The sequence below is a fragment of the uncultured Cohaesibacter sp. genome (assembly GCF_963556055.3).
GTDB lineage: Bacteria > Pseudomonadota > Alphaproteobacteria > Rhizobiales > Cohaesibacteraceae > Cohaesibacter.
Map to the genome: position 1 here is coordinate 698,241 of NZ_CAUVYE020000008.1, position 23,630 is coordinate 721,870.

Annotated in this window: 26 protein-coding genes; 18 read left to right on the top strand and 8 right to left on the bottom strand. The window is 52.1% G+C overall.

What is annotated here, in order from left to right; translation table 11 throughout:
- Nucleotides 1-6: 6 nt before the first annotated feature.
- The 10 genes from trbK-alt (at nucleotide 7) to ACHZB8_RS05360 (ending at nucleotide 10,536) form a co-directional block, all read left to right on the top strand.
- Entirely contained in the window at nucleotides 7-297 is a 291-nt protein-coding gene (gene trbK-alt / locus ACHZB8_RS05315; RefSeq protein WP_316859140.1) for a putative entry exclusion protein TrbK-alt, read from the top strand.
- The gene (trbL, locus tag ACHZB8_RS05320) at nucleotides 297-1,634 is read left to right on the top strand and encodes a P-type conjugative transfer protein TrbL (RefSeq protein WP_316859142.1); all 1,338 of its coding nucleotides are present in this window, start codon (nucleotides 297-299) and stop codon (nucleotides 1,632-1,634) included. Before trbK-alt ends, trbL begins: the two co-directional genes overlap by 1 nt.
- Nucleotides 1,631-2,320, top strand: coding sequence for a conjugal transfer protein TrbF (gene trbF / locus ACHZB8_RS05325; protein ID WP_316859144.1), 690 nt, complete (start codon nucleotides 1,631-1,633; stop codon nucleotides 2,318-2,320). The genes trbL and trbF overlap by 4 nt, the downstream gene beginning before the upstream one ends.
- Nucleotides 2,317-3,324, top strand: a complete 1,008-nt coding sequence (trbG, locus tag ACHZB8_RS05330; RefSeq protein ID WP_316859146.1) for a P-type conjugative transfer protein TrbG — start codon at nucleotides 2,317-2,319, stop codon at nucleotides 3,322-3,324. Before trbF ends, trbG begins: the two co-directional genes overlap by 4 nt.
- Nucleotides 3,311-4,432, top strand: coding sequence for a TrbI/VirB10 family protein (locus ACHZB8_RS05335; protein ID WP_316859148.1), 1,122 nt, complete (start codon nucleotides 3,311-3,313; stop codon nucleotides 4,430-4,432). Before trbG ends, ACHZB8_RS05335 begins: the two co-directional genes overlap by 14 nt.
- A gap of 2 nt (nucleotides 4,433-4,434) precedes the next feature.
- Entirely contained in the window at nucleotides 4,435-4,698 is a 264-nt protein-coding gene (locus tag ACHZB8_RS05340; RefSeq protein WP_316859150.1) for a DUF2274 domain-containing protein, read from the top strand.
- A gap of 110 nt (nucleotides 4,699-4,808) precedes the next feature.
- Nucleotides 4,809-6,002, top strand: a complete 1,194-nt coding sequence (locus ACHZB8_RS05345; RefSeq protein WP_316859151.1) for a DUF932 domain-containing protein — start codon at nucleotides 4,809-4,811, stop codon at nucleotides 6,000-6,002.
- 150 nt (nucleotides 6,003-6,152) lie between these two features.
- Nucleotides 6,153-8,219: a ParB/RepB/Spo0J family partition protein gene (locus tag ACHZB8_RS05350; protein WP_316859153.1), complete on the top strand. Its 2,067-nt coding sequence runs from the start codon at nucleotides 6,153-6,155 to the stop codon at nucleotides 8,217-8,219.
- Between the two features lie 60 nt (nucleotides 8,220-8,279).
- Nucleotides 8,280-9,311 carry a toprim domain-containing protein gene (locus tag ACHZB8_RS05355; protein WP_316859154.1) on the top strand — a complete coding sequence of 344 codons (1,032 nt, stop codon included), beginning with the start codon at nucleotides 8,280-8,282 and terminating at the stop codon, nucleotides 9,309-9,311.
- 298 nt (nucleotides 9,312-9,609) lie between these two features.
- Nucleotides 9,610-10,536, top strand: a complete 927-nt coding sequence (locus ACHZB8_RS05360) for a DUF2493 domain-containing protein (protein ID WP_316859156.1) — start codon at nucleotides 9,610-9,612, stop codon at nucleotides 10,534-10,536.
- An 11-nt stretch (nucleotides 10,537-10,547) separates the two neighbouring features.
- On the opposite strand, the gene ACHZB8_RS05365 is transcribed toward ACHZB8_RS05360, so the two are convergent.
- From ACHZB8_RS05365 to ACHZB8_RS05385, 5 genes are all read right to left on the bottom strand, one after another.
- Nucleotides 10,548-11,291: an RES family NAD+ phosphorylase gene (locus ACHZB8_RS05365; RefSeq protein ID WP_316859157.1), complete on the bottom strand. Its 744-nt coding sequence runs from the start codon at nucleotides 11,289-11,291 to the stop codon at nucleotides 10,548-10,550.
- On the bottom strand, nucleotides 11,251-11,634 hold the full coding sequence (locus ACHZB8_RS05370) for an MbcA/ParS/Xre antitoxin family protein (protein ID WP_316859160.1): 384 nt from the start codon (nucleotides 11,632-11,634) through the stop codon (nucleotides 11,251-11,253). Before ACHZB8_RS05370 ends, ACHZB8_RS05365 begins: the two co-directional genes overlap by 41 nt.
- A 189-nt stretch (nucleotides 11,635-11,823) precedes the next feature.
- Nucleotides 11,824-13,233 (bottom strand): exonuclease domain-containing protein, encoded by a 1,410-nt coding sequence (locus ACHZB8_RS05375; RefSeq protein ID WP_316859161.1) that lies wholly within the window; start codon nucleotides 13,231-13,233, stop codon nucleotides 11,824-11,826.
- A 13-nt stretch (nucleotides 13,234-13,246) separates the two neighbouring features.
- Nucleotides 13,247-13,768, bottom strand: a complete 522-nt coding sequence (locus tag ACHZB8_RS05380) for an ImmA/IrrE family metallo-endopeptidase (protein ID WP_316859162.1) — start codon at nucleotides 13,766-13,768, stop codon at nucleotides 13,247-13,249.
- Nucleotides 13,765-14,121, bottom strand: a complete 357-nt coding sequence (locus ACHZB8_RS05385) for a helix-turn-helix transcriptional regulator (RefSeq protein ID WP_316859163.1) — start codon at nucleotides 14,119-14,121, stop codon at nucleotides 13,765-13,767. The genes ACHZB8_RS05380 and ACHZB8_RS05385 overlap by 4 nt, the downstream gene beginning before the upstream one ends.
- A 156-nt stretch (nucleotides 14,122-14,277) precedes the next feature.
- Between ACHZB8_RS05385 and ACHZB8_RS05390 the strand changes: the two genes are divergently transcribed.
- The 4 genes from ACHZB8_RS05390 (at nucleotide 14,278) to ACHZB8_RS05405 (ending at nucleotide 16,459) form a co-directional block, all read left to right on the top strand.
- A complete protein-coding gene (locus tag ACHZB8_RS05390) occupies nucleotides 14,278-14,496 on the top strand; it encodes a hypothetical protein (protein ID WP_316859165.1) in 219 nt (72 codons plus the stop codon).
- A gap of 151 nt (nucleotides 14,497-14,647) precedes the next feature.
- Nucleotides 14,648-14,899: a multiubiquitin domain-containing protein gene (locus ACHZB8_RS05395; RefSeq protein WP_394706111.1), complete on the top strand. Its 252-nt coding sequence runs from the start codon at nucleotides 14,648-14,650 to the stop codon at nucleotides 14,897-14,899.
- Nucleotides 14,859-16,064 carry a ThiF family adenylyltransferase gene (locus ACHZB8_RS05400; protein WP_316859166.1) on the top strand — a complete coding sequence of 402 codons (1,206 nt, stop codon included), beginning with the start codon at nucleotides 14,859-14,861 and terminating at the stop codon, nucleotides 16,062-16,064. Before ACHZB8_RS05395 ends, ACHZB8_RS05400 begins: the two co-directional genes overlap by 41 nt.
- 38 nt (nucleotides 16,065-16,102) lie before the next feature.
- A complete protein-coding gene (locus ACHZB8_RS05405; protein ID WP_394706122.1) occupies nucleotides 16,103-16,459 on the top strand; it encodes a DUF6527 family protein in 357 nt (118 codons plus the stop codon).
- Here ACHZB8_RS05405 and ACHZB8_RS05410 read toward each other — a convergent pair.
- Together ACHZB8_RS05410 and ACHZB8_RS05415 are read right to left on the bottom strand one after the other, a co-directional pair.
- Nucleotides 16,369-16,740: a hypothetical protein gene (locus tag ACHZB8_RS05410; protein ID WP_316859168.1), complete on the bottom strand. Its 372-nt coding sequence runs from the start codon at nucleotides 16,738-16,740 to the stop codon at nucleotides 16,369-16,371. The genes ACHZB8_RS05405 and ACHZB8_RS05410 overlap by 91 nt on opposite strands.
- 93 nt (nucleotides 16,741-16,833) lie before the next feature.
- Complete coding sequence (locus ACHZB8_RS05415) at nucleotides 16,834-17,022, bottom strand: hypothetical protein (protein ID WP_316859169.1); 189 nt, start codon at nucleotides 17,020-17,022, stop codon at nucleotides 16,834-16,836.
- Nucleotides 17,023-17,132: 110 nt separating this feature from the next.
- Between ACHZB8_RS05415 and ACHZB8_RS05420 the strand changes: the two genes are divergently transcribed.
- The 3 genes from ACHZB8_RS05420 (at nucleotide 17,133) to ACHZB8_RS05430 (ending at nucleotide 20,372) form a co-directional block, all read left to right on the top strand.
- The gene (locus tag ACHZB8_RS05420) at nucleotides 17,133-18,668 is read left to right on the top strand and encodes an anti-phage dCTP deaminase (RefSeq protein WP_316859170.1); all 1,536 of its coding nucleotides are present in this window, start codon (nucleotides 17,133-17,135) and stop codon (nucleotides 18,666-18,668) included.
- A gap of 808 nt (nucleotides 18,669-19,476) precedes the next feature.
- Nucleotides 19,477-19,803, top strand: a complete 327-nt coding sequence (locus ACHZB8_RS05425; RefSeq protein WP_316859172.1) for a DUF736 domain-containing protein — start codon at nucleotides 19,477-19,479, stop codon at nucleotides 19,801-19,803.
- A gap of 122 nt (nucleotides 19,804-19,925) precedes the next feature.
- A complete protein-coding gene (locus ACHZB8_RS05430) occupies nucleotides 19,926-20,372 on the top strand; it encodes a hypothetical protein (protein WP_316859173.1) in 447 nt (148 codons plus the stop codon).
- A gap of 630 nt (nucleotides 20,373-21,002) precedes the next feature.
- Here ACHZB8_RS05430 and ACHZB8_RS05435 read toward each other — a convergent pair.
- Entirely contained in the window at nucleotides 21,003-21,950 is a 948-nt protein-coding gene (locus ACHZB8_RS05435; protein WP_316859174.1) for a tyrosine-type recombinase/integrase, read from the bottom strand.
- 282 nt (nucleotides 21,951-22,232) lie between these two features.
- Here ACHZB8_RS05435 and ACHZB8_RS05440 point away from each other — a divergent pair.
- A partial coding sequence (locus tag ACHZB8_RS05440) for an ATP-binding protein (protein WP_316859176.1) occupies nucleotides 22,233-23,630 on the top strand: 1,398 nt, incomplete at its 3' end.

Genomic DNA, 23,630 nt, shown 5'->3' on the forward strand with positions numbered 1-23,630 from the left:
GCACTCATGAACAGCAAAACCGCAATAAGACTGGCGGCCATTCTCTTTATCGCAATCTCAATGATGGCAACCGCGATCGAGATGCGCCGGAAAGAAGAGCCGCAGCAAGAGAGCTCAGTTCCATCTCTTCAGATGTCTATAGATCCCTTGCGGGCCACACTGCGACAGTGTCAGCAAATGGGGGAGGCGGCGGCAACCGATGCTGATTGTCTGGCAGCATGGGCCAAATCCCGGGATCGCTTTCTTGGAAAATCAACCGCGCCGGAACTGCCTTTGGATGCTGGAGGGCAGGAATAATGGGCGGAACCGGTGTCATCGACAATTTCCTCGGTGTATTCACCACCTATATCGACAGCGGCTTTGGCCTGCTCGGCGGTGAGGTGGCTTTCATAGCGACCACACTGATCGTGATCGACGTCACACTCGCGGCGCTCTTCTGGAGCTGGGGCGCCGATGAAGACATCATGGCTCGGCTAGTCAAGAAAACCCTCTTTGTTGGCGTCTTTGCCTATCTCATAAGTAATTGGAACAGCCTTGCCGAAATCGTCTTTGAAAGTTTCGCCGGACTTGGACTGAAGGGATCTGGTACCAGCTTCAGTGCCGCCGATCTCATGCGCCCCGGGCAGGTAGCCCAGATCGGGCTTGATGCCGGACGCCCCTTGCTGGAATCCATCTCGGATCTCATGGGATGGGTCAGTTTCTTTGAGAATTTCATTCAGATCGCCTGCCTGCTCTTTGCCTGGGTACTTGTGCTACTCGCCTTCTTCATCCTCGCCATTCAGCTCTTTGTCACCCTCATTGAGTTCAAGCTGACAACGCTGGCTGGCTTCGTGCTGATCCCCTTTGGCCTCTTCGGCAAAACCGCTTTCATGGCTGAGCGGGTGCTCGGAAATGTCGTCTCATCCGGCATCAAGGTGCTTGTTCTCGCCGTTGTCATCGGTATTGGCTCAACCCTCTTTGGCCAATTCACCGCAGGTTTTGGCGGGATTACCCCCACCATCGATGATGCCATGGCGATTGTCCTTGCAGCCCTGTCTCTTCTTGGACTTGGCATATTCGGTCCCGGAATTGCGTCAGGTCTCGTCTCGGGAGGACCACAGCTTGGCGCAGGGTCGGCCGTCGGCACCGGCCTTGCTGCAGGAGGTCTGATGCTTGCCGGTGGTGCTGCTGCCAGAGGGGCAGGGCTTCTTGCTGCCCGGGGCGGAGCGGCTGCTTTGTCTTCCGGCTCGGCTGCAGCTGGAGCGGCCAGTACAGCTTATCGCCTTGGTTCTGCCGGTCAAAGTGGTGCGTCCGGCATTGCCTCTGGCCTATCCGGTGTCGCGCGTGCCGCAGGCGCTGGTGCCGCATCACCTCTCAAGCGAGTTGCGACCAAAGCCGCCAACAGTATGCAGACAAGCTTCTCCGAAGGTGTTCGCAGCAGCTTCGAGGCAACAGGTGGCTCATCAACCATGGGCACTATCGGTGTGTCTTCAGCCACTTCCACTGATACCCAAGGCCCTCCCGATTGGGCGCGGCAGATGCAGCGCAAACAGGCGCTCAGTCATGGCACTACCATGGCCGCCCATGCCGTTCGCTCCGGTGACGCCCACAATTCTGGTGCCTCGATCAATCTCCAACCCGGTGACCGCTCATGAACCCGTTTAAAAGATCCACCACCCACTATGGCAAAAGCCCTCAACCCGAAACGCCCTACCAGAAGGCCGCTCAGATTTGGGATGAGCGTATTGGGTCGGCCCGCGTTCAGGCACGCAACTGGCGCTATATGGCGTTTGGCAGTCTGTTCCTCAGCATTGGCTTTGCCGCCGCTCTCGTTTGGCAATCTACCCGAGGAACCGTAGTCCCTTGGGTCGTTGAGGTCGACAAGCTTGGCGAGGCCCAACTGGTCGAGCCTGCCTCGGCGGACTATCAGCCAAGTGATCCGCAAATCGCATGGCATTTGGCCCGCTTCATTGAAGAGGTACGCGGCCTTTCTGCCGATCCGATCATTGTGCGACAGAACTGGCTCCGCGCCTATGAATTCACCACCGACCGGGGAGCAACTGCACTGAATGACTATGCCCGCACCAGCGATCCATTCGATCGGGTCGGCAAGGGACAGGTCGCGGTCGAAATCTCCAGTGTCATCCGCGCTTCGCCAGATAGCTTCCGGGTTGCCTGGATCGAGCGTCATTATGAAAACGGCCAACTGGCCCGGACCGAACGCTGGACCGCGATCCTCACCATCGTCATCCAGATGCCGCGAGACGTGGAGCGCTTGCGTGCCAATCCCCTCGGTATCTATGTCAATGCACTCTCATGGTCGCGGGAGATGAGCCAATGAAGACCCCAACATCCCGTCAACGCAATTTGGTCTTGCTGATTGTCTCAGGCTCGCTGCTTGTCGGCTGTGCCAGCAACCGCACACCTCAATTCAGCTATGATGACACCGTGCCATCCTTGCCGCCATCGCCGAAACTCACCGCAGACGATGATATGCTGAAGCCCCTGCATAAACCTCCCGTCTGGAAGGTGGCTCATGGTGGCAACAAGGCGGATAGCCCAACCGGACGCATCGACAATGCCAATGCGGCAGCACGGATCGAGCCCCGTCGTGAAGGCTATTATAACGCCATTCAGATCTATCCATGGAGCGAAGGCGCCCTCTATCAGGTCTATGCAGCGCCCGGGCAGATCACAAATATTGCGCTCGAACCCGGGGAAAGTCTGACCGGAACCGGACCGATTGCGGCCGGTGATACGGTTCGCTGGATCATCGGTGATACGATGAGTGGGGCAGGGAATAGCGCCCGCGTGCATATTCTGGTCAAGCCAACGCGTCCCGATATTGCGACCAATCTTGTCGTCACCACAGATCGGCGCAGCTATATGCTTGAACTGAGAGCAAGCGAGACCTCCTACATGGCCTCCGTTGCCTGGGCCTATCCGCAAACGGCCAAAGCAAAGTCAAAGCTGCCAGCAACCCCAACGATCCCTGCCGTATCCGCCCGCCATTATCGCTATGCGATTGAGGGTCAAAGGCCACCCTGGCGTCCGGTCTCTGTCTTTGACGATGGCCGCCATGTCTATGTGGTCTTTCCCCGCGGCATCATTCAGGGCGAAATGCCGCCACTCTTCGTCCTTGGGGCCGATGGTGAGTCAGAAATTACCAACAGCCGTGTCTATCAGAACATCCTGATTGTTGATCGTCTGTTCGGAGCTGCCGAACTACGGCTGGGCAGCGGCAAGACCCAACAGACGGTCAGGATCCGGCGCACCAATGCTCCGCATTCTCCAGCACCAAAGCTCGAGGGTTCGCAGGGAGGCATCCGTCATGACAAGCAATGACAAGACGGAACCGATGCGCCTGCGTGCCGATCCGCCACGAGTGACCCGCCTGTCGCGCAAGATGCTGGCCTCGGTCGGTGCCGTCGCGCTGTTCATCGTCGGTGGGGCGTTGATCTATGCCTTGCAGACACCGCAGAGAGATACCACCCGCGAAGAGCTCTATTCTACCCAGAACAGGCCGAGCGCAGATGGTCTCAGCAACCTGCCCGCTGATTATACCGGACCCATTCTCGGACCGGCTCTTCCCGGCGATTTGGGGCGACCCATTCTTGCCGCGCAACGGCGAGGGGAGCCGGTCGAACCACCCTCGATCACATCTCCGGCCAAAGATGCGGAAGCAGAAAAGAGGCTGGCTGAAGAAGAGGCCGCTCGCATGAGCCGGGTGTTCTTCCAAACCGTTCAAAGCAACACTCGTTTGGATCAAGGATCCCCTCAAAATGCCACGCAGCAAACCAGTCTGGCCGGATCGCAAGATCGGCATGCGTCTTTCCTCAATGCTGCGATAGATCGCCAGACCGTTGCAGCGGATCGGATCACCGCGCCTGCCTCACCCTATATTCTTCAGGCTGGCTCGGTCATTCCGGCGGCTCTCATCACAGGCATTCGTTCCGATCTTCCTGGCCAGATCACCGCGCAGGTGACGGAACCCATCTATGATAGCCCGACCGGATCTCATCTTCTCATCCCGCAAGGTACGCGCCTTATCGGGCAGTATGACAATGGTGTCGCCTTTGGTCAGCGCCGGGTGCTTCTGGTCTGGAATCGGTTGATCCTTCCCAATGGTCGCTCAATAGTCCTTGAACGCTTGCCGGGTGCTGATGCCAGTGGCTACGCAGGTCTGGAAGATGGCGTCGACTATCACTGGTGGGATCTGATGAAAGCTGCTGGCCTTTCCACCCTCCTGTCGGTCGGTGCCGAGCTGGCAAGCGACGGCGAGGATCGTCTGATCCGGGCCATTCAGGATGGGGCTCAGGACACCATCAACGATGCAGGCCAGCAAATCATTCAACGCCAATTGCAGATCGCACCAACACTCACCATCCGGCCAGGTTTCCCGGTCCGGATCATCGTGACCCGCGATCTGGTTCTTGAACCTTATGGGAGATGATCATGGCCAAGCTTAAATTGGGACCTCTTGCCGACGACAAGCCGATCAAACTGACAATCGAATTGCCCGCCGAGCTTCACAAAGACCTTGTCCAATATGGCGCAATTCTCGGTCGCGAAACCGCTGGCGCTCCAATTCCGCCAACCAAACTCATCGCCCCCATGCTGGAGCGCTTTATCGCGACGGATCGCGGCTTTGCCAAAGCGAGACGCGAAAAAGCCAAGCTCAATTTAGAGGGGCCTGAAGGAGGCGAGCGACAGGACTGACGTCCCGGCAGGAAAGGAGGGAGGTTCTTAGAGGGAGAGGAGGGTGTGGGAAGGGTGACGGGTTGGATGTCAGAGAAGAGGTCTCCGACGCCCGTCATGGAGTAGATCCCATGACCATGCAAGTTCTGGAAGCAAATGTTGATGTCAATGCTGGCTATAAGGTTGATCTTGATCGCGGCGAGAGAGTGGGGCGGGTATCATCGGAATGGTTCTCGCGTCCCGATGACGAGCGCTATCTGTCCCTTGATACGCTGGCTGAGGCTGTTCGCACCCGCGCAGAACATAGTCGCTCCCGTGTGGTGGAAAGTGCAGCCATCCATGTCGAGGCCAGTCGCGATAATCCCGAAAGGCTGTCTTTGATGCTGCCCGGGGCAAATGCTCCGACTGCACCGACCCATTGGAGTTTTGGTCAATTGGCCAGTCAGGTCGGCGCACCGGCTGCCTATCTGCGTCAGCTTCCCGCAGCTCTTGCCGGTATCAATCTGCAATATGGCCTCGCCACACACCGTGCGGAGCAGATCAAGACCTATGAAACCGAGAGCGGGCGCGTTGAATTGCGCGCGGTGACCGGACCGGACTATGGCCGCATCTACGATTATGAACTGGTTGAAGCAGTGCAGCGGATCGCAGGCAATGGTACTGGTGACACGCGCTGGAAGGTGCCCGGTATACTTGACTGGTCGACCGGCATCTATAATCCGCACGTGGATATCACCAAGGACACAACGACGCTTTACGCTTCGGATCGTGATGTTTTCCTCTTTCTGGTCGATGACCGCAACCCGATCGAGGCTGGTCGGTTGCCCGATGGCTCGCCCGATCTGTTCTTCCGCGGCTTCTACTGCTGGAACAGCGAAGTGGGAGCCAAGACGCTGGGCATCGCCAGCTTCTATCTTCGCGCTGTCTGCCAGAACCGCAATCTCTGGGGTGTCGAAGACTTCCAGGAGATCAAGATCCGCCATTCCAAATATGCCGCCTCCCGCTTTGCTCACGAGGCAGCGCCTGCCTTGCGCAATTTCGCAAATTCATCACCCACTCCCTTCATCAATGGCATCAAGGCTGCCCGCGAACGGATCGTGGCGAGCAGTGATGAAGACCGGACAGACTTCTTGCGCAAGCGCGGGTTCTCGAAAGCCGAGACAGGAAAGATCATCGACATCGTGCTGGATGAAGAAGGGCGTCCTCCAGAAAGCGTCTTTGATTTTGTCCAGGGCATCACCGCTCTGGCCCGGACCAAGACCCATCAGGATGTCCGCCTCGACATGGAAGGGCTAGCCAAAAAGTTGATGGACCGCATCGCTTGAATGAATGGGCGAAGACCCCTGCAAGCAGACCAACATGCTTCGGGCACGATGGCGCAGGTCTCTTCTGAGAGGAAGAGGGCTGCGCCTTGTTTCGTGACGGGTTTGATGGTTCGGGAGAGTGGCTTCCGACACCCGTCCGGAGTAGAAACCATGGCTAATGCCGATCAAAAAATTACCCTTGCATCTTCGCGCGATATTCCCTTCAACAAGCTGACCCTCAGCCAGTCCAACGTCCGTCGCATCAAGTCTGGCGTGTCAATCGAGGAGCTGGCTGCCTCTATCGCTCGACGCGGCCTCATCCAGTCTCTTCATGTCCGCCCCCAGCTTGACGAAGATGGCAAGGAAACGGGCCTCTTCGAAGTGCCTGCCGGTGGTCGTCGCTATCGGGCATTGGAGCTTCTGGTCAAACAGAAGCGCCTTAACAAGACGGCGCCCGTGCCCTGCATTATTTCTGAGATCAGCGATGACATCCTGATCGATGAGGTCTCTCTTGCTGAAAATATCGAACGGGCCCCTCTGCATCCACTCGATCAGTTCCGGGCCTTTCTTGCCATGAGTGAGAAGGGCATGAGCGTCGAGGAGATAGCGGCAGCCTTCTTCGTTTCGGCCAAGGTGGTCAAGCAGCGTCTGCGGCTGACTGCTGTCGCACCCGCCTTGCTCGAGAGTTATGCCGAGGATGAGCTGACCCTTGAACAGCTCATGGCCTTCACCATCTGTGAAGACCATGATCGCCAGCAACAGGTCTGGGACGCCCTGAGGAACAGCTGGAACAAGGAGCCCTATCAGATCCGTCGTCTCCTGACCGAGAATGCTGTGAAAGCAAGTGACCGCCGAGCCCGCTTCGTCGGCCTTGACGCCTATGTGGAAGCGGGAGGCGTCATCGCGCGAGATCTCTTTGAGGAAGATGATGGCGGCTGGATCGAAGATGTTCCCTTGCTCGAACGGCTGGTCACCGAGAAGCTGAAGGCGGAAGCAGAAGCCATTGCTGCCGAGGGCTGGAAATGGATCGAACTGTCTATCGACTTCCCCTACGGCCATACCTCTGGCCTTCGGCGTCTGATCGGTAAAGCCTTGGATCTGTCAGAGGCGGAACAACGAGAACAGGTTGGGCTCCAAGACGAACTGAGCGAACTGGAAAGCCAATATGCGCAGATCGATGAACTGCCCGAAGAGGTAGACTCCCGGCTTGGTGCCATCGAAGCCGCACTTGAAGCTTTTGAGCATCGACCTGTCCAATTTGACGAAGGCGACATCAAACGTGCTGGGGTCTTCATCAGCATTCGCCATGATGGCCAGCTCTACGTTGATCGCGGCTATGTCAGGCCTGAAGACGAAGACATTGCGGAGCCAAACAGCACTGACGAGATGTCAGCTCTCAAGATCCCTGAAGCAATTGCTTCGGCGACAGGTGGGATGGGTGAAGGCCTTCTCGAGCCCGAAGAGGAAGAAGACGGCATCAAACCGCTGCCTGAAAGACTAATCGTCGAACTGACAGCTCATCGCACATTGGCGCTCAGGGACGCCCTGGCGAACAACCCGGAGATCGCCATGACGGCATTGCTGCATAAACTGGTTCGGGACAGCTTTTCACATCACGTTGCGACGGGCGCGCTGGAGGCGTCCGTTCGACAGGTTCATTTCCCGGTGCAAGCCGACGATCTCAAGGATAGCCCTGTTGCGACATCCGTCGAGGAACGCCATGAACGCTGGGGCGATCACATTCCGGCCGACGATGCTTCCCTTTGGCATTGGTTGGGTGAGCTTGATGATCGTGATCGCATGGCATTGCTGGCCCATTGCGTGAGTTTTGGTGTCAATGCTCTTCACGAGAAGCCAAATCCTTATGGGGGAGCCGGCTTCAGTGGCCAAGGTCTGGAAACACGGTTGCGGGAGGCGGATCGTCTTGCGCGTGCAACCGGGCTCGATATGGTCGCAGCCGGTTGGCACCCGACAGTCCAGAACTATCTGGGTCGGGTTACTAAAGCGCGCATTCTGCAGGCTGTACGGGAAGGGGTCGGTGATCGGGATGCCGAACGCATCGCACATCTCAAAAAGAGTGAGATGGCAGAAGAAGCCGAACGGCTGCTGGCGGATAGTGGCTGGTTGCCTGAGCCACTGCTGATGAATGGCGATGATATCGAAGTCACCGATACTGATGAAATCGATACCGAGCCAAAAGCGGATGATGACGGGGAACATCCCGTCGCCGCTGAATGAACCAACAATGGGGCGAGGTGTCTCGCCCCATTGTCTCCCAAAAATCCGGAGGAACGCGCCATGTCCCATTTTTCAGCGTCTGATATCGCGGAGCGCCTTGCAGCCGAGGCAGAGGCCGTGTGCCGCCATTATCTGTCTGCGGGGCGAAGGCATGGCAATTACTGGCTTGTTGGCGATGCGCGGAACACGCCCGGGCGCTCGCTCTATGTTCGCCTCAAAGCGACTGACAAGGGCGCAGCAGGCAAATGGGCAGATGCGGCAACCGGCGAGCATGGAGACCTGCTCGACATCATCCGTGAAAGCATGGCCCTCCTAGACTTCAGCGACGTGATCGAGGAGGCGCAAAGCTTTCTCAATCTCTCAAGGAAGGAGCCTTTGCCATGGCAAGTAAAGACCGATAGTGAAATCGGCTCTTCAGAGGCGGCGAGACGCCTTTTTGCCATGGCGAAACCCATCAGAGGAACACTCGCTGAGACTTATCTCCATCACCGTGGCATTGGCGAGCTACGGGACACTTCCATGCTGCGCTTTCACCCGAGCTGCTATTGGAAACCGGAAGGAGATGCCCCGACCGAAATCTGGCCGGCCATGATCGCAGCGGTGACCGACCTTGACGGCAGGATCACGGGTGTGCATCGAACATGGTTGTCACGGGACGGGCGCAGCAAGGCTCCACTTGATCCTCCACGCAAGGCCTTGGGGCATCTGCATGGTCATGCTGTGCGCTTCGGCGCAGTACGGGACATTCTGGCTGCAGGCGAGGGTATTGAAACCATACTGTCCTTGCGACAGATCCTACTTCCTATTCCCATGATGGCTGCTCTGTCGGCCGGGCATCTGGCTGCCATCCAGTTTCCTGCGTCATTGAAGCGGCTCTATATTGTGCGCGACAGGGACCCTGCCGGCGATGAAGCATATACACGTCTCAGCATGAGAGCACAGGGCGTTGGGATCGAGGCGATAGGCTTGATGCCGATGCTGGGGGACTTCAACGAGGACCTCATCCAACTTGGACCCAATGCCATGCGGACTTGTTTGCGTGATCAACTCGCACCTGACGATTGGAGCCGTATTCGAGACGAGAACGAATAGGCGGTAGCGGGCGAGAATGGGGTTATGTCCTTGCGGCCGATAGTGGGCCTTTCCATCGTTCAGAGGGACCGCACATGGCCTTCGAGAGGGCGAGCGGCCCACAAGCCAACCGGTCAGGCAATGGCGGCGCCCGACTAATATCCGTCGGCGGGAGGCCCGCCTTTACAGCGCGAAACAAATTAGTCGGGCTTGGCCATCAAGGCCCTCGCAAGAGACTTGGGCTGCCAGACCGGTGGTCCTATGGGTTTTCGTCGCCATGAAGGCCGCGATGGTTGCGGTCCAATCGATGGAGAGCCCCATGAATGCTTCTGATGACATCACACCAGAATCCATCTCGTCGCCAACCGATCATATCGTCCAACAACTCGAACTCTACGGCTATCACCCGATTGCGGGAGAGGTTGATCCGCGCGACCCGCCGGAGGGCCTCAGTATCGAAGGTGCTGTCACAGATATCTTTGATGCCCTTGTTGCCACCATGTCAGACACCAGCCTTGATCCCGACCTTCCTGAAATCCTCTGGTCCATGGTCAATATTTTCCATCGCGCGTTAGAAAGGATCGAGCGCAAGCTTGACGATAACGAGCAAGCGCAAAAGCGCCTTCAGCGCGAACAGGATGGCTCCGAGGTGAAATCCGTCCAGCTCGAAACCCTGATCGCTATGGGGCAGGGGCTGTTGGACCGCCGCAACAGCTTGGAGCATTTTCGCGAAACCGCAGCCGAGCACTTTGCCAACATCACCGGTACGCCCTGGACACCGAGGACCGGATCGCGTGTTGACCATCGCCATCTGACGGCTGCCATGATCGACAGTCGCGACTTCATTGCCGCCAAGCACCGCTCCGAGAATGAAACCCTTCTTCCGCCCGGCGTGAAAATCGCCTTCTCAGGTGGCGACACCTCAGAGCATCTCCTGATCTGGGACAGGCTTGATCAGGTTCTTGCCAAGCACCCTGACATGGTTCTGCTGCATGGTGGCTCACCCAAAGGAGCCGAAAAGATAGCCGCTCTATGGGCCTCTCAACGCAAAGTGCCTCAAGTCGCCTTCAAGCCTGATTGGGCCGCCCATGGCAAAGCTGCCCCCTTCAAGCGCAACGACCTGATGCTAGAGGCCCTGCCAATCGGCGTTATCCTCTTTCCGGGTACCGGTATTCAGGAAAATCTCTCGGATAAAGCCCGCAAGCTTGGCATTCCCGTTTATCGCATCAACCAAGGTGGCGCGTAAGCGCCATTCTCCTAATTCAGACGATCATCCGCAAAATCGCTCTTGAGAAACTCAAGGCTGAGTGCAGGGAAGGAGCAAATGGCCTGCGCTACATCCGGGCGCATGTGAATATGCCATGTCTGATGAGCTATCGGCTCTGGGGCCGCAAAAGCAACAGGTTCCAGCACCGCCAGATTGGCACCGGATTTCGGATCCCGAACCGATTGGTAGCGAATGATCTCCGCTTGCGTTTCTCTTGCCTTGTCTGAAAGATCAAGACAGGCATTATAGTCCTGCTTGTTCGTCCAGATGTCAGTATCCTGCGCCAAAGGATCAGACATCAGATCGAGCATTTTCGCTGTTTTGAGAGCCACAGCAAAAGCGGTGTGGATCAAGGCATTGGTGGGGAAGGGAGTATCCGGCGATTCCGAGAAAAAGAGATAGCGATAGAAGACAGTCTCAGCCATCGCCGTCTCAACCTCTTCCGATGCATAGAAGACGCCGGGTGTCATGCCAGCTCGCCGAAAACGGGACGCATGCGGATAGGGCTTATAGCGAAATGGCGTGAACAGCAGAAAATGGAGATGAGCACAAGCCTCAGGCACTTGCGGCTTTACCTCATCGAGCATTTCTTCCAATAGCTGTTGCTCATCAAGCGTATCAACCAGCTTTTGGGTAGATATCTGGTGTTGAGCCTCTACCACCCGCCAGCCAGTACCATCATACGGAGCAAGCTCAGATGATAGCGCGTCGACTGTCCAGATAGTTTGAGACATTCAAAAGCCCTGCAACACTCATGATGGCATCAAGAGGCGTAGCCTCCAGCGCCTTGTTTCTGTTCTTCATCCATTGGCGAGCAACGGCCTCGTCACCGCCCGTGATAGCGTCCAGAGAACGGAAGACCCGTACAAGGTGCAAGGCCAACTCGAATTCCTTGGAACCCTCATCAAGCACATAGCCGCCCTTCTTCATGCGCGAAACAGTCGGAGGCGAAAGGCCAATCACACCAGCCAATTGGCCTGCAGTTAGCCCGAGGCGCTCAGCGGCACCAAGTACGGCTTTGGTCGCCACTTGCCCACGTGATGCATTCGCTTTTGCTGCGTTTAGAACCTGTCGCATGTTCTTCCTCATTATTTCTATGGGAAATATAGCATAGAAAAATTTTATATGAAAGAATTCTGGAAGCGCATTATTATCGAATGAATGGTGATTCCGCGCAGTCAAATTGGCTGAATTTTGTTAAAATGACGGAGAGCTGCAATTCGGTGCAAATGCAAGACTTCAGATCACGCCAATCAAAGCAGACCTTCATTTTGTTTCCAAAAACTTTAAGATTTTTGAGCGGCGCGTGGCTAGAAATGCCTCATAGCCCTTGAGAAGAGTGGCTGCGTCTTGGTCTAAAGATTGACTCTCCCGCACCTCGTCGATTTGCTTTAGAGCATTTTCGATGGACGGTGGTTTCGTGTCTGTCGACAACAGGCGTTGCGCCAGATCTAGATCCATTCTTCGAGCGGTCTCTGGTGATAACGAGGAGCGATTCTCAAAATAGCTTACGCGAAGCGCAAGCTTGATCAGCCGATCATCTTCAAAAGTCTTCCCAATGATAGGTCTCTCGCTCACAGGTGAGTTGTGAAATTGATCGCAAAGTGCGACATCGCTCCAGCTCGAAAACTTCGCATACAGCATCTCTTCAACATGAGATGGCTCAGGATATTCAGGGCGAGTTTCCAGATAACTATTCACGAGTCTGGCCTTGAAAATATCGTCTTCTGCTACTCGGGCTGCACGAGCTTCCAACTCTTCGCATGAAATACCATTGAAAAGTTCTTCGGGAGCTTCCCAAAGTGGCATTATCGTCGGACCGGCATTCGTTCGGACGCTTCTGATTGGGCATGGTGGGCTTGATAATCTGGCTACCAATTGTCTATCTTGCATTGATGCGAGATCGTCGATTAACGTGAATAGGCTTATACAAAGCATCCCATTTGGATTCTCGGGTTCATTGCCGACGAAAACAACAGGAGTGTGATAAGCCTTATTTGCAAAAAACTCGGTGAGCACAAAGGGCTCTTCCGATGAAATGAAATCTGCAACCGAAGCTTTGTTCGAAAAACGCACGAACCTTCGCCAAAGGTCCGGGCTGAGTTCTTTAACAAGTCGACAGAGCTTAAGTGCAGTCTGAGCATCAGATAGCGCGTCATGTGCTTTGAGCGTTGTTATGTCGTTGGCCGTGGCTAGGTCGTGAAGACGGAAGCTTACGCCACCTGAGTCTTTTAGTGGCACGCGTAGTGAACTATCGCCAGACGCGGAGCATGCCAAAACCAGTGACATAACGTCATTACGACCGTTTCCATGAAGACTAGTAAGGAAGGGAGGATGTAGTGTTTTATACAACGCATGACGAAGAAACTCTTCATCAAATCTTATGGAATTATACCCGAGAAAAATGGCCGGAGACCAAGACATCAATCTAGCATTTAAGTCCCTTATCATTTGATAGTGAGTCAGAAGCCGCTTGTCCGTAAGGTCTTCAATTGATAATCCGTTGGCGAGCATTGCCCGAACATCTGGAACCACGTTCGGATCGATCCTTGAACGCAGTTCCAGCCGATCAGTTTCATTGAGATCGTTGTCCGTTTGTACGGCTGCAAATTGAACAATTTGGTCAAAGCCAGCATGTAGACCTGTAGTTTCGGTATCAAAGAAAATAAACGACATGTGGCCACCGGAATTACATAAGGCTGGCTAGCCGATACTTCATTGCAGATACGCTGACGCGAAATTTTTTAGCTAGTCGTTCAACATTGACCTCATCATCAAGGTCTAATCCACTCTCATCACAAGCTTCTAACAATAGTTCCTCAGGCATAAGCAGTGCTGACGCAAAGGCATTTGCTTGAATTTCTAATGGGTCTGTTCCTTGAGAAGACACAGTATCTCGCCTCAGCGCTCGCAACCCTTTTGAGACATGGACCTGTCCATGCAGTTTGTCTTCGTGGAGAATGTGATGGGCGAGTTCGTGCGCGGCAGAAAATCTTTGACGGTTTGGATGATGTAAAGCGTTTACGCCAATAATTGATACACCATCTTGTATATATGCCATTCCTGATAAATCTTCATCAAGAGGGGCGTAGTCGAGAACGATATTTCTGCTCTTAATAATCCTTTCTATAGGAACCGGAGCGCGTTTTATGTTGTGTTCTTCAAGAACTTTGACTGCGGCCGCAATAGCATATTCCTTAGGATCAGTCATCGCCGCGAACTCTGCTTAGTTCTTTGCTTAAGTGCCTTGTGGATCAGTTGCTCAACACCTGCCTTGCTGGTTTCTGACAAAATCTCACTGGTTTTCATCCTCGTCTCTTCCTCTCTCTCGCGATCAATGCTGAGAGGTGGCAACAGATCTGAAACTGCGGTCACCTTCAATGCGCTCGCTATCGAATAAAGATGATGCAGCCCGACATTCTGTTGTCCACGCTCTATGTTCGCAATAGATGCACGTGACAGCCCAGTTTTCTGAGCAAGTTCTAACTGCGTCATGTTGCCTTGCTGCTTTCTTCGGATCGCCACAGCGCGACCGAAAGCCTTGTATATCTGTTCCTTTGACATGCTTCTTGATACCAAGTTTAACGGTACCGTGTCAATATTTCAAACAAAAGTTTGAAATGTAAACATTAATATGTTTCTATTGACAACATTATTTCAGTAGTTCAATATTGCGGTATTGAACTGAGAATCAAACACGGAGGCGTAAGGAAGCAAATTATGGCAAGTAAGAGCAAAAGCGGTGGCGGATACCGAAGCGCAAAGTCGGGTCGTTATGTAACGAAGGCTTACGGGAAATCTCATCCTCAGACGACTGTAAAGGAAGCTGCTGGTAAGAGCGGCTCGACCGGAGGGAGCTATCGCAGTGCCATCAGCGGTCGTTTCGTGACTGCAAAGCACGGCAAGGCGAACTTGAGCACGACCATCCAGGAGAAATAGTCGGAAATAACAACTGTAGCTGCAGCGGTGAAGCGTGCCTTCACTATTGGTGACGGTGAGTAGAACTTGTTTCCGGTGCACAGGTTGCCAATGGTCTGCGTAAAGTCCGTACGGACGATGAAAGTGACACTTTGATATAAGGACGGTCAATATGCCGAGAAAACCAGAGAAGACGGTCACCATCACGGTCAACCAAGATGATCATGAAGTGGCTAAAGAAAAGATTTCATATGACGAAGTCGTCTCACTTTACCTGTCGGACGGGGGAAGTGGATCCACGGAATATCTGATCAAGTACTCGCGAGGGCATTCGGGGAATGTGAGTGGCACTCTGGCTCCAGGCAATGAGGTAATGGTAAAAAATGGCATGCGTTTTAGAGTTTCGGGAACTGGCGAGTCGTAATAGCTTCGTTCAAGAACTGGAAGAGGACGGCTACCTTGTCGACTTTGTCGGGGGACATCTTATCGTCTATGGTCTGCCCTATTTGAATATAAATGGTGAGCTCTCGCATGGAGACTTAGCAAGCCCCGTCGATCTCTCTGCGGATGGGGTCATTGATCCTCCCGGCAATCACCAAGTGTGGTTTCGTGGTGGTCGACCGTACGATCAGAGCGGGCGCCAACTTCGACTTGGTGGAGGAGCTGGAAAAGTGAAGATCGCCGACGGGTTTGAGTCCGACTATTCCTTTTCATACAAATTGCTTAATGAGAAAGGACAGATGCGCCGTTACCAAACGTTTGAGGAGAAAATACAAACATATCTTGATACGATCACCGGGCCCGCAATGTCAGCCTTTCCGAGCGCGACGCCACTGAAGGCCATCAAACTTCTAGCGGCAGAACAGGGCACTCCTCTACAATTTCCCGATACGCTGTCCGCCAGGTACCACATGAATGACCTTTCAAGATTGCTGGAAGGAAAACGAGTGGGGATAATTGGCCTCGGCGGCACTGGTTCCTACATTCTGGATTTCATTGCTCGGACGCATTTAGCGGAGATCGTTTTGTTCGACGATGACAAGGTGCATGTTCATACGATTTTTCGTATTCCTGGGTTTATTCCTCGTGCAATCGGATTACAAAAGGTTGACGCCTTGGCGCAGCAGTACGGTAACTGGCATTCAAACATAACGCCTATTTCTGAACAAATTACCGCGTCAAACGTCTCGCAGCTTGAAGGCTTCGACTTCGTGTTTGTTGCAATCGATCATGGGCCGTCTCGCATTTTAATAATCGATTGGCTTAGCTCAAATAGCGTACCGTTCGTGGATTGTGGAATGGGGCTGAACCGCACGACAATTGGCTTAAACGGCGTTGTTAGAGTGACTGGTGTGGATCGAGCCGCCTACGATGCAACGGCAAAGACGGTCTTCCTGCCTGGTGATGACCCCAAAGAAGGAGAGTATCGCCGTCAGGGCCAAATTGCAGAGCTGAATGCGTTAAATGGTGCCTTGGCTGTTCTGCGGTTCAAACAGCACTTCGGAATCTACGGCCGAGAAGATTTAGCGGTGTCTCAAATTCTGGAAACAACGTCTCTGGAAATTGACAGAAAGGTATTGTCCGAATGAGGTTTCGTTATCAGCTAGTGGAGCGAATTCCCAAGGATATGGAGCAGGGCGTTGTTTACCACTCCGAGGAATTTGAAATAGCGGGGTTGCTCTGTGCTTGCGGCTGTGGTCATCGTATTACCCTAATCGTTCCGGATAGCCATAGGGTCTTTGATGACGGAGGTTATGCAACCATCCATCCTTCTGTTGGTGTGTTCGACGCGCCATGCAAATCCCATTACGTAATTCGTGCTGGTAACGTCCAATGGCTCCCTGCTTTCTCCGGAAGTCAGGCGACTAGGATCATGCAGGCGCAAATCGCACGTCATGTCACCCAAGATGTAAAGCCGGTTTCTTGGTTGCGGCGAACCGTAGCAGCTGTTTCCAGTTTCGTTATGAAGTGGTTTCGGCGTTGACCGGGAGAGGTGCTCGGGTTAACCCTAGGTTGTTGTTTATTAGTTGGTTGTGCTGGTGAGCGTAAGAGAGGAACGCGCTGCAACTGCTTATAATGTTTCGCGTAGCAGCTTTGGATCGTGACTGCCGCTTCCTGAGTCTGATGAGCGTTTTCATCTGATGGGTCAATGCATAGGAGCGCTTCCCTAAGGCCGTCATTCGAATGATGTGCAACACTTTGAGCAGTCATGTCATGGAAGGTGATGTTAAGAGTATATCCGACTTCGCTAAACTTATTGTTCAAAGCGATCTCCTCGCTATTGAACACCAAGCCGATAAAGTCGCTTCAAATAAAAAAGCCCGCTAATGCGGGCCTTTTATGAATTTTCAAACATACTTAATACAGATAAATGCCGCTTGCGGGGTACCTGTTACTTGCATCGTCTTCACGACCTTCAGACATGCTGTAGGTATCATCACTCAACAAGGCAAAAGCTCTATCCACCAACTCCTGACCGTAGTTGCCAGACTGCTGTGCATCCTTGTACCTCTCCGCGTCCTTGCGGGTAGCTACTTTCTCTCCCATGGTCGGCCCCTGACTCAACTGTTTGTATAGGATCGTGGCGTTAACACTTACCACTTCATCAGAATCGTCTTAATATGACGTTAACTTATGAGTAATGGGTAAAATCAAAAATGACAAAAGAAATTTCGAGGATAAAGCAACCGCCAATAATAATAGGTCTTGTCGCCCCCCTTGGTGTGGATATCAATCCGATTATAAAATCTTTTGAAAAAGAATTTGAAGGAAAAGGGTATAGATCTACTTTAATAAAAGTAACAGATTATTTCAAAGAAATTTTGCCTGACTTTAAGTGCAAAGAAAACCCGACTTACTCAGAAAGAATTGTTGAGCTAATAAAAGCGGGAAATGAAATTTGTAAAACTTATAATGATCCGGCAATATTAGCGAGACTTTGCGTAAAACTCATCTCTGAGTCCAATGCGGAGACCGAGCGGGGGTTGGCGCGAGGAACGCGAAAAGTTTACATAGTCAGGCAATTCAAACGCGAAGATGAAGTTGGTTTTCTGCGCAGTATATACGGTAACTTATTCTTCCAGGTGTCAATCTTCTCTAATCGAAAAAAGAGATTGGAGTACCTTACGCAGAGCATTGCGGACAGCCAATATCAAATCGACGCGCATCAATTTACCGGTGATGCACAAAAATTGATAGAGCGAGATGAAAGAGAAAAGGACAACGACTTCGGCCAACAAGTCGGGAAGATCTTTCACCACGCTGATTATTTGATAAATGCAGACGTGCAAGAAGGAGTTGAAACGCAAGTTCAGCGTTTCGTAAATCTCCTTTTTGGTTCGAATTTCATATCTCCAACTCGGGAAGAATACGGTATGTTTTTGGCTGCCTCAGCAGCCTTAAGAACCTTAGATCTATCGAGACAAGTTGGTGCTGCGGTTTTCTCACCAACCTCTGAAATTATCAGCATGGGATGTAATGAAGTGCCGAAAGGTGGAGGAGGGAGCTATTGGGCCGACGCTGGAGGGTTCGATGCTCGAGACTACAAGCTAGGACAAGATCCCAACGAAAAGCGGAAAGTCGCAAACGCCGTGGATATTTTGAAGCGACTGCAAAAAGAGCACATCATTAAGGAAGACATAGCTGTAACCGATCTAGTCGAAGATGATGTTGTCAAAGAATCTCTGATGATGGACGTTCTTGAGTTCGGTCGTATTGTTCATGCTGAAATGATGGCTATAACAGACGCCGCAAGAGCTGGTAAGAGTTTGAAGGATGCGACCCTTTATTGCACCACATTTCCTTGCCATATGTGTGCGAAGCACATTGTTGCATCTGGAATTACTCGCGTCGTCTACTTAGAGCCCTACCCAAAGAGCAGTGCGATAGATCTGCATGGCGATTCAATTCAGACAGATGAAACCGGTGATGAGCAATATAAGGATTTTGAAAAAGCTACATTTTCGCATTTTTGCGGAATAACTCCGCGACGGTACATGGAATTATTTCATCGAGGCAAACGTAAAGGAAAGGCTGGCAACGTACAGGAATGGGCTCAAGGCGTACCTGAACCAGTGGTAAATATTCATATTCCCAGTTACGCTGGGTTCGAAACAATTGTTGCAACTGATTTCGATAAAGAAATTGCTGCAAAGTTTGAAGAATATGCTTCGGCCAATAAACTCAATAAGTGATATGTGCATCCATCTTGCCCGCGTATGTAATTTGAAGCTCGAACCGCAACAGTGAGAAAGCGAGATTGAGGTCGACTAAACCCGATGTTCAACTCACTCTTATTCTTTGCGGTGCAGTAATCAGAAAAGCCGCCCTTGTGATACTAATTCGAAGCCAAAGTAAACTGTAGATAGAGCCGCATGTGACATGTTTCCTTGCAATTTGTCCCAATGTTATTAGGGGAAAAAAGAAGATCAACTGGCCAGCGGCAAACCTCAGCTTTCTGCCCTATTTAACTGAGGTGCCTTCGATAGAGCTCCATCACCGAACGCTCCGAAAGTCGGAAAGATCCGCAGAGTCGTCTACTGGTTACGACAAATGTCAGGCGTAACTCGAATGGCAGTAATGAGGTGCTATTTTCGCTGAAGTTCGTTTGTTGCGGAGCAGGTGTCACGTTGCTCGGCGCTGCTATTTGCCTTGCATTCGTTGACGCGATAATCGCGAAGCTTTTTTCATCCTGGTTGCCTTCATTGCAGATCACTCACGCATCATCTCGAAACCCCATCATTTCCCGATCGCCTCAAACGGTCTCTTGACCTGGCCTGATCTGGCCGAAGAACGGCTTTTGCCTCGATTGCCTAGGCCGCAATGGTTCGGATTGGCTTTCTTCGCCTGTCGGTAAACGACATTCCTCGCGAAATAACAAAGCCACGCCTCTCCATCCTCCGCTGTGCTTCGGTCGCAAGGATGCGGCGGCAATCGTCTTTGGCCTTTTGATCGCCATCGAGACCGCATGGTGCGGGATCGGAAACAAAATGGAGATTTAAAATGGCTACCATCGGCACCTTCAAGAAGAACGGCACCAACGAATACACTGGCGAAATCGTCACTCTCAGCGTTCAGGCAAAAGGCGTCCGCATCATTCCCGACATTCGCGCAATTGGCGATAACGCTCCCAGCCACCGTGTCCTTGTCGGCCGTGCGGAAATCGGCGCTGCCTGGTCCAAGCGATCCAGCGAAGGCTGTGACTATCTTGGCCTCAAACTGGATGATCCCAGCTTCGCAGCTCCAATCTATGCCAACCTCTTCGATGACAAAGACGGCGAGAGCTACATCCTGATCTGGTCTCGTCCCAATGGGCAACGTGGCGAATGACATTGCGATGGCTCCGGCAACCGCCGGAGCCTTCTTCTTTTGGTTGCGGAAAGTTAGGTTTGCGTGTAGCCTTTTTTCGATTTTAACTAGTTACGATAACTCGAAATTATGGGGTGTTTTCTTTGGAGGCAACGGCTGATCAGAATCCCGACCTGCGGCGTCAAGCAGATACGATTATTCAACAAATCGACCGATGGAGGAGGGAAACGTTTGCATACAGGTGGTTGAACATCATCTTGTTTATGTCTTGCAAGGCGCTGATACCCGCCGGATCTTTGGTTGTTGCTGCCAATCTAACAGCAACGCTGTTTGCCACGGCATTCTTCGACAATCTCACGTCTACGATAATTGCAATAGTGGTTACGGTTCTTGCCACTCTGGAAGTAATGTTGAATCCTTCTGCCAAGAAACGTGTCGCATTCACCTTGAACAACGAGCTCACAGGGTTGAAGAACAACATACAAATTGAGCTTGCAACGGGCGATAGTGCAGGCATTAAGGCAGCACTCACTGATGCGAACACGAAGCTAAGAGATCTTTTGAACAAATATTCTCAGGATGGGTATTAGTATCTGTTATTACGGGAAATGACGTATATCAAAATGAGAACTGGGACAATTATCAGATACAAGGATGTTGCCCCTGAGCTCGTGGCCAGGATGGAGGCGATCATCAATCCCACGATGAACGGCCAGCTTCCGAGGAACTTCTGAGCTTTCAAACGCCGCTTCTGATCGAGAAATTTATCACCGGATCGCCACTCTTTAGCAAATAGCGATTTGATCTCTTTATGTTTAGCAACAGACCGTTTCAAATGCTCTTGTGCGTTCACGCTGACGGAATTTTGCAGTAACCCGTCAATGAATAGATTTCCATATATCCTTTTGCCGGTGAAATGGCCCAATCCGGTACGCCCAATTTCAACTTCGGTGTAAATGGTGCTGTTGTCGAAAAAAACGAATGTGAACCTCCACGAGGCCCTTCCCGTAGCTCCGAACAAGTCCGCCGATCTGTCCGCGATACACGTACTGCCAGACAGTTTCTCGAAAACCCTTCGTTTGGAGGGCGGCGTAAATCTCGCCTACTAACGGGTTATCTTGCGTCTCTTGCAGAAGAAAGCGTTCTTCGCAGCGCTTCCGGTGAAAAATTCCCCAACGCCAAGGGGGAAATAGCAGATCACGCATAATTTCGAGTTATCGTCACCCAGGATCGATTTGCCCCAAAGTGTCGGCTCGAGAAATTGCTTGAATAAGCGAATTGTCCGACACCCGAGTATAAATTTCAGTCGTCGCGATGGAAGCGTGACCCAGCAAACGCTGCACTATCCGAATATCAATACCCTCTTCTATGAGCAGAGTGGCTGCGGAATGACGAAAGCGGTGTGGGGTAAGCGTTTCTGGTAATGCCAAGCCTGCAGACAAGTTTTTGAGGCGCTTTCTAAATGCCGCTTCAGACAACCGTGCTCCACGAATATTCTGAAACAAGAAACTTTCTGGTTGCTCATCCTGCCTTTGCTTGATGTAGCTTTTCAGATCAGAAAGCAATCGTAAGTTTGTTACGTAAACCGAGCGTTCTCGATTACCTTTCCCCACAACACGGATCCGCGAGCAATCAGGAGACAGATCTCTGAGTTTAATGTGAGTAAGCTCTCCAATCCTCAAACCGGTTGCAGTCAACAGTCTGGTCGCAAGTACGGTCACATAGTCGGAGGAAAAAGGGGTGTCTATCCCGTATCCGGTGTGGGTTGCAGTGGACGGGAACTGCCGCGGAGCGGAAACAAAAAGTTGCCGAAGTGTCTCGCGATCAATCGGTCTGGGTAGTCTCTTTGGCACCTTCAAATCGATTTCTAATTGTTCGAAAGGTGTGGGAGCATTTTGAAGGGATTTAGAAGTCCATTTGAAGAACTTCTTTAAGCAAACAATCCTACGTCGTACCGTCGCCGGTGCCAATCCCTGCCGATTGCGCAAATCCTCCATATATTCAAGGATGCAGTCGCCATCTATGCGAGGGTCGGTTTCCCTCAAAATATACTTGGCAAATGCACGAAGATCCTGACGGTAGCTGAGAATTGTGTTTTCACTCAGGTTCTGTTGCGTACGACAATACTCAAGAAAAACTTCAATGTGAGTAGCGAATTGAAAATCCATTTTTGGACATATCCCTCAAGCCTAATGGCTTATCTTGTTTTGTGTTTTTGTGTCCAATAAATGAGAGTTCCTAAGCCAATCTTTCATGTCTGCCACAAATTGCATTTGGGAATAAGATTTTACGATAAATATCAATTAATTAGATATCTCGAACGAGAAGCTCACTTATAGAGAGAATTGTTCAATGTATGCGGGTATGTGTTTATTACTGGTTGTAACTGTAGTCGAGGCTGACTAAAGTGAATACATTGTTTGATTAGTTACGATAACTGGGAATTATCCATGCCTGAGCGGCAGCCCGATGCGCTTTTATGGACCGCCATAAGTATTCAAGATAAAGTGTCCGACACGCTGAGTAGGATACTATCCGGCGACGTTCGTGCGGCAGTGATCACTGGGCCGCCCGGTTGTGGGAAGACTTGGTTGGCGCGAAGTATCGGCGCAAGCTTCGTAGCGGCTGGTGGCGTCGCATTTCGTGGAGTGGGCGATGATGGTGAGGCGAACCGTCGATTGTACCCCTTGCAACGTGCTCAGGCTGAGACTTCTGGCTACTTCAAGCCAGCGGTCACGGTGGGAAAAGCGTTGGCAAATGTTGCTGCCAAGGTAGCTTCGGGAGGGATGCTTGATGCAGAAGGCGCTATCCAAGCCTTCGATGCTGAAGCAGCAAGACGCAAACGTGGCTGCATGTTCCTAGCGGAAGACGAACAATCTGTGCTCTCAGATCTCGCTGTCCACGCAGGAGGAAGACCGGCGCTACTGATCGTTGAAAACCTACACTGGTGGGATCGGGATTCTCTTTCCCTTCTACGCACGATGCTGAAGAGGGAAGTTTCGACTGCTTTCCCGTTTCTCGAACAACTGCGGGTAGTGGCAACCACGACAAATTCAGACTATCAGCAGCCGATTTGGAGGGATGCATACTCCAAGCATGTAATGCCGCTGTTTCCAGTCGAGATCGAAATGGGGTACGTTAAGCGTTCCCAATTGCGGACACTTCGACAGGTACTTGCAATCCCGGAAACAATCAAAGATGAGGACTTTGAGTTTGTACATGGAATAAGCGGTGGCCATCTCACGGTGATTGGTGAGGCCTGCCATTACCTCAGCGAGTGCGGAATCTCCGTGAAAGAGTTTGCGCTCGAAGATAGAGTGCGATTTGTCGAAGACCTTTTCTTACAACGCTTACGAAGTATTGGGACTCTTGGAGATGTCGCAAAGCAATTGCTTCACGCAGCTTCGATCATCGGAACCACAGCCTCGCGGGTAGAGCTCTTTTGTGTCTATCGACACAATGGAAGCAATCCAGAGCAAGCAATTCAGTTGTGTCGAGACTTTGGCTTTTTGGAGGATCGTGGTGAGTTTGTGGAGTTTCGCCACCAATACATAAAGGAATTTTTCGCTAAGGATCTCGGTCTTGAAGAAATGACACTACGCCGTATCTTCTCAGAATGCTTGCGACAACTCACTCCTCACGATTATCAAAGGCGAGCGCTAAACCTATTGAAGTCAGGTGACCGTAAGGGTGCCGCTGATCTGTTGGTTGCGGCTGTCGCGGAAAATCTACGCTTCGGAAGACCTCCGCATCACCTCATGCATTATGAGGAGAAAGAACTTGTTCTAGAAGAGGGATTAGGGCCACTAGCCGATTGCCTCCAAGAGGCATATTTACTGTTATCCAAA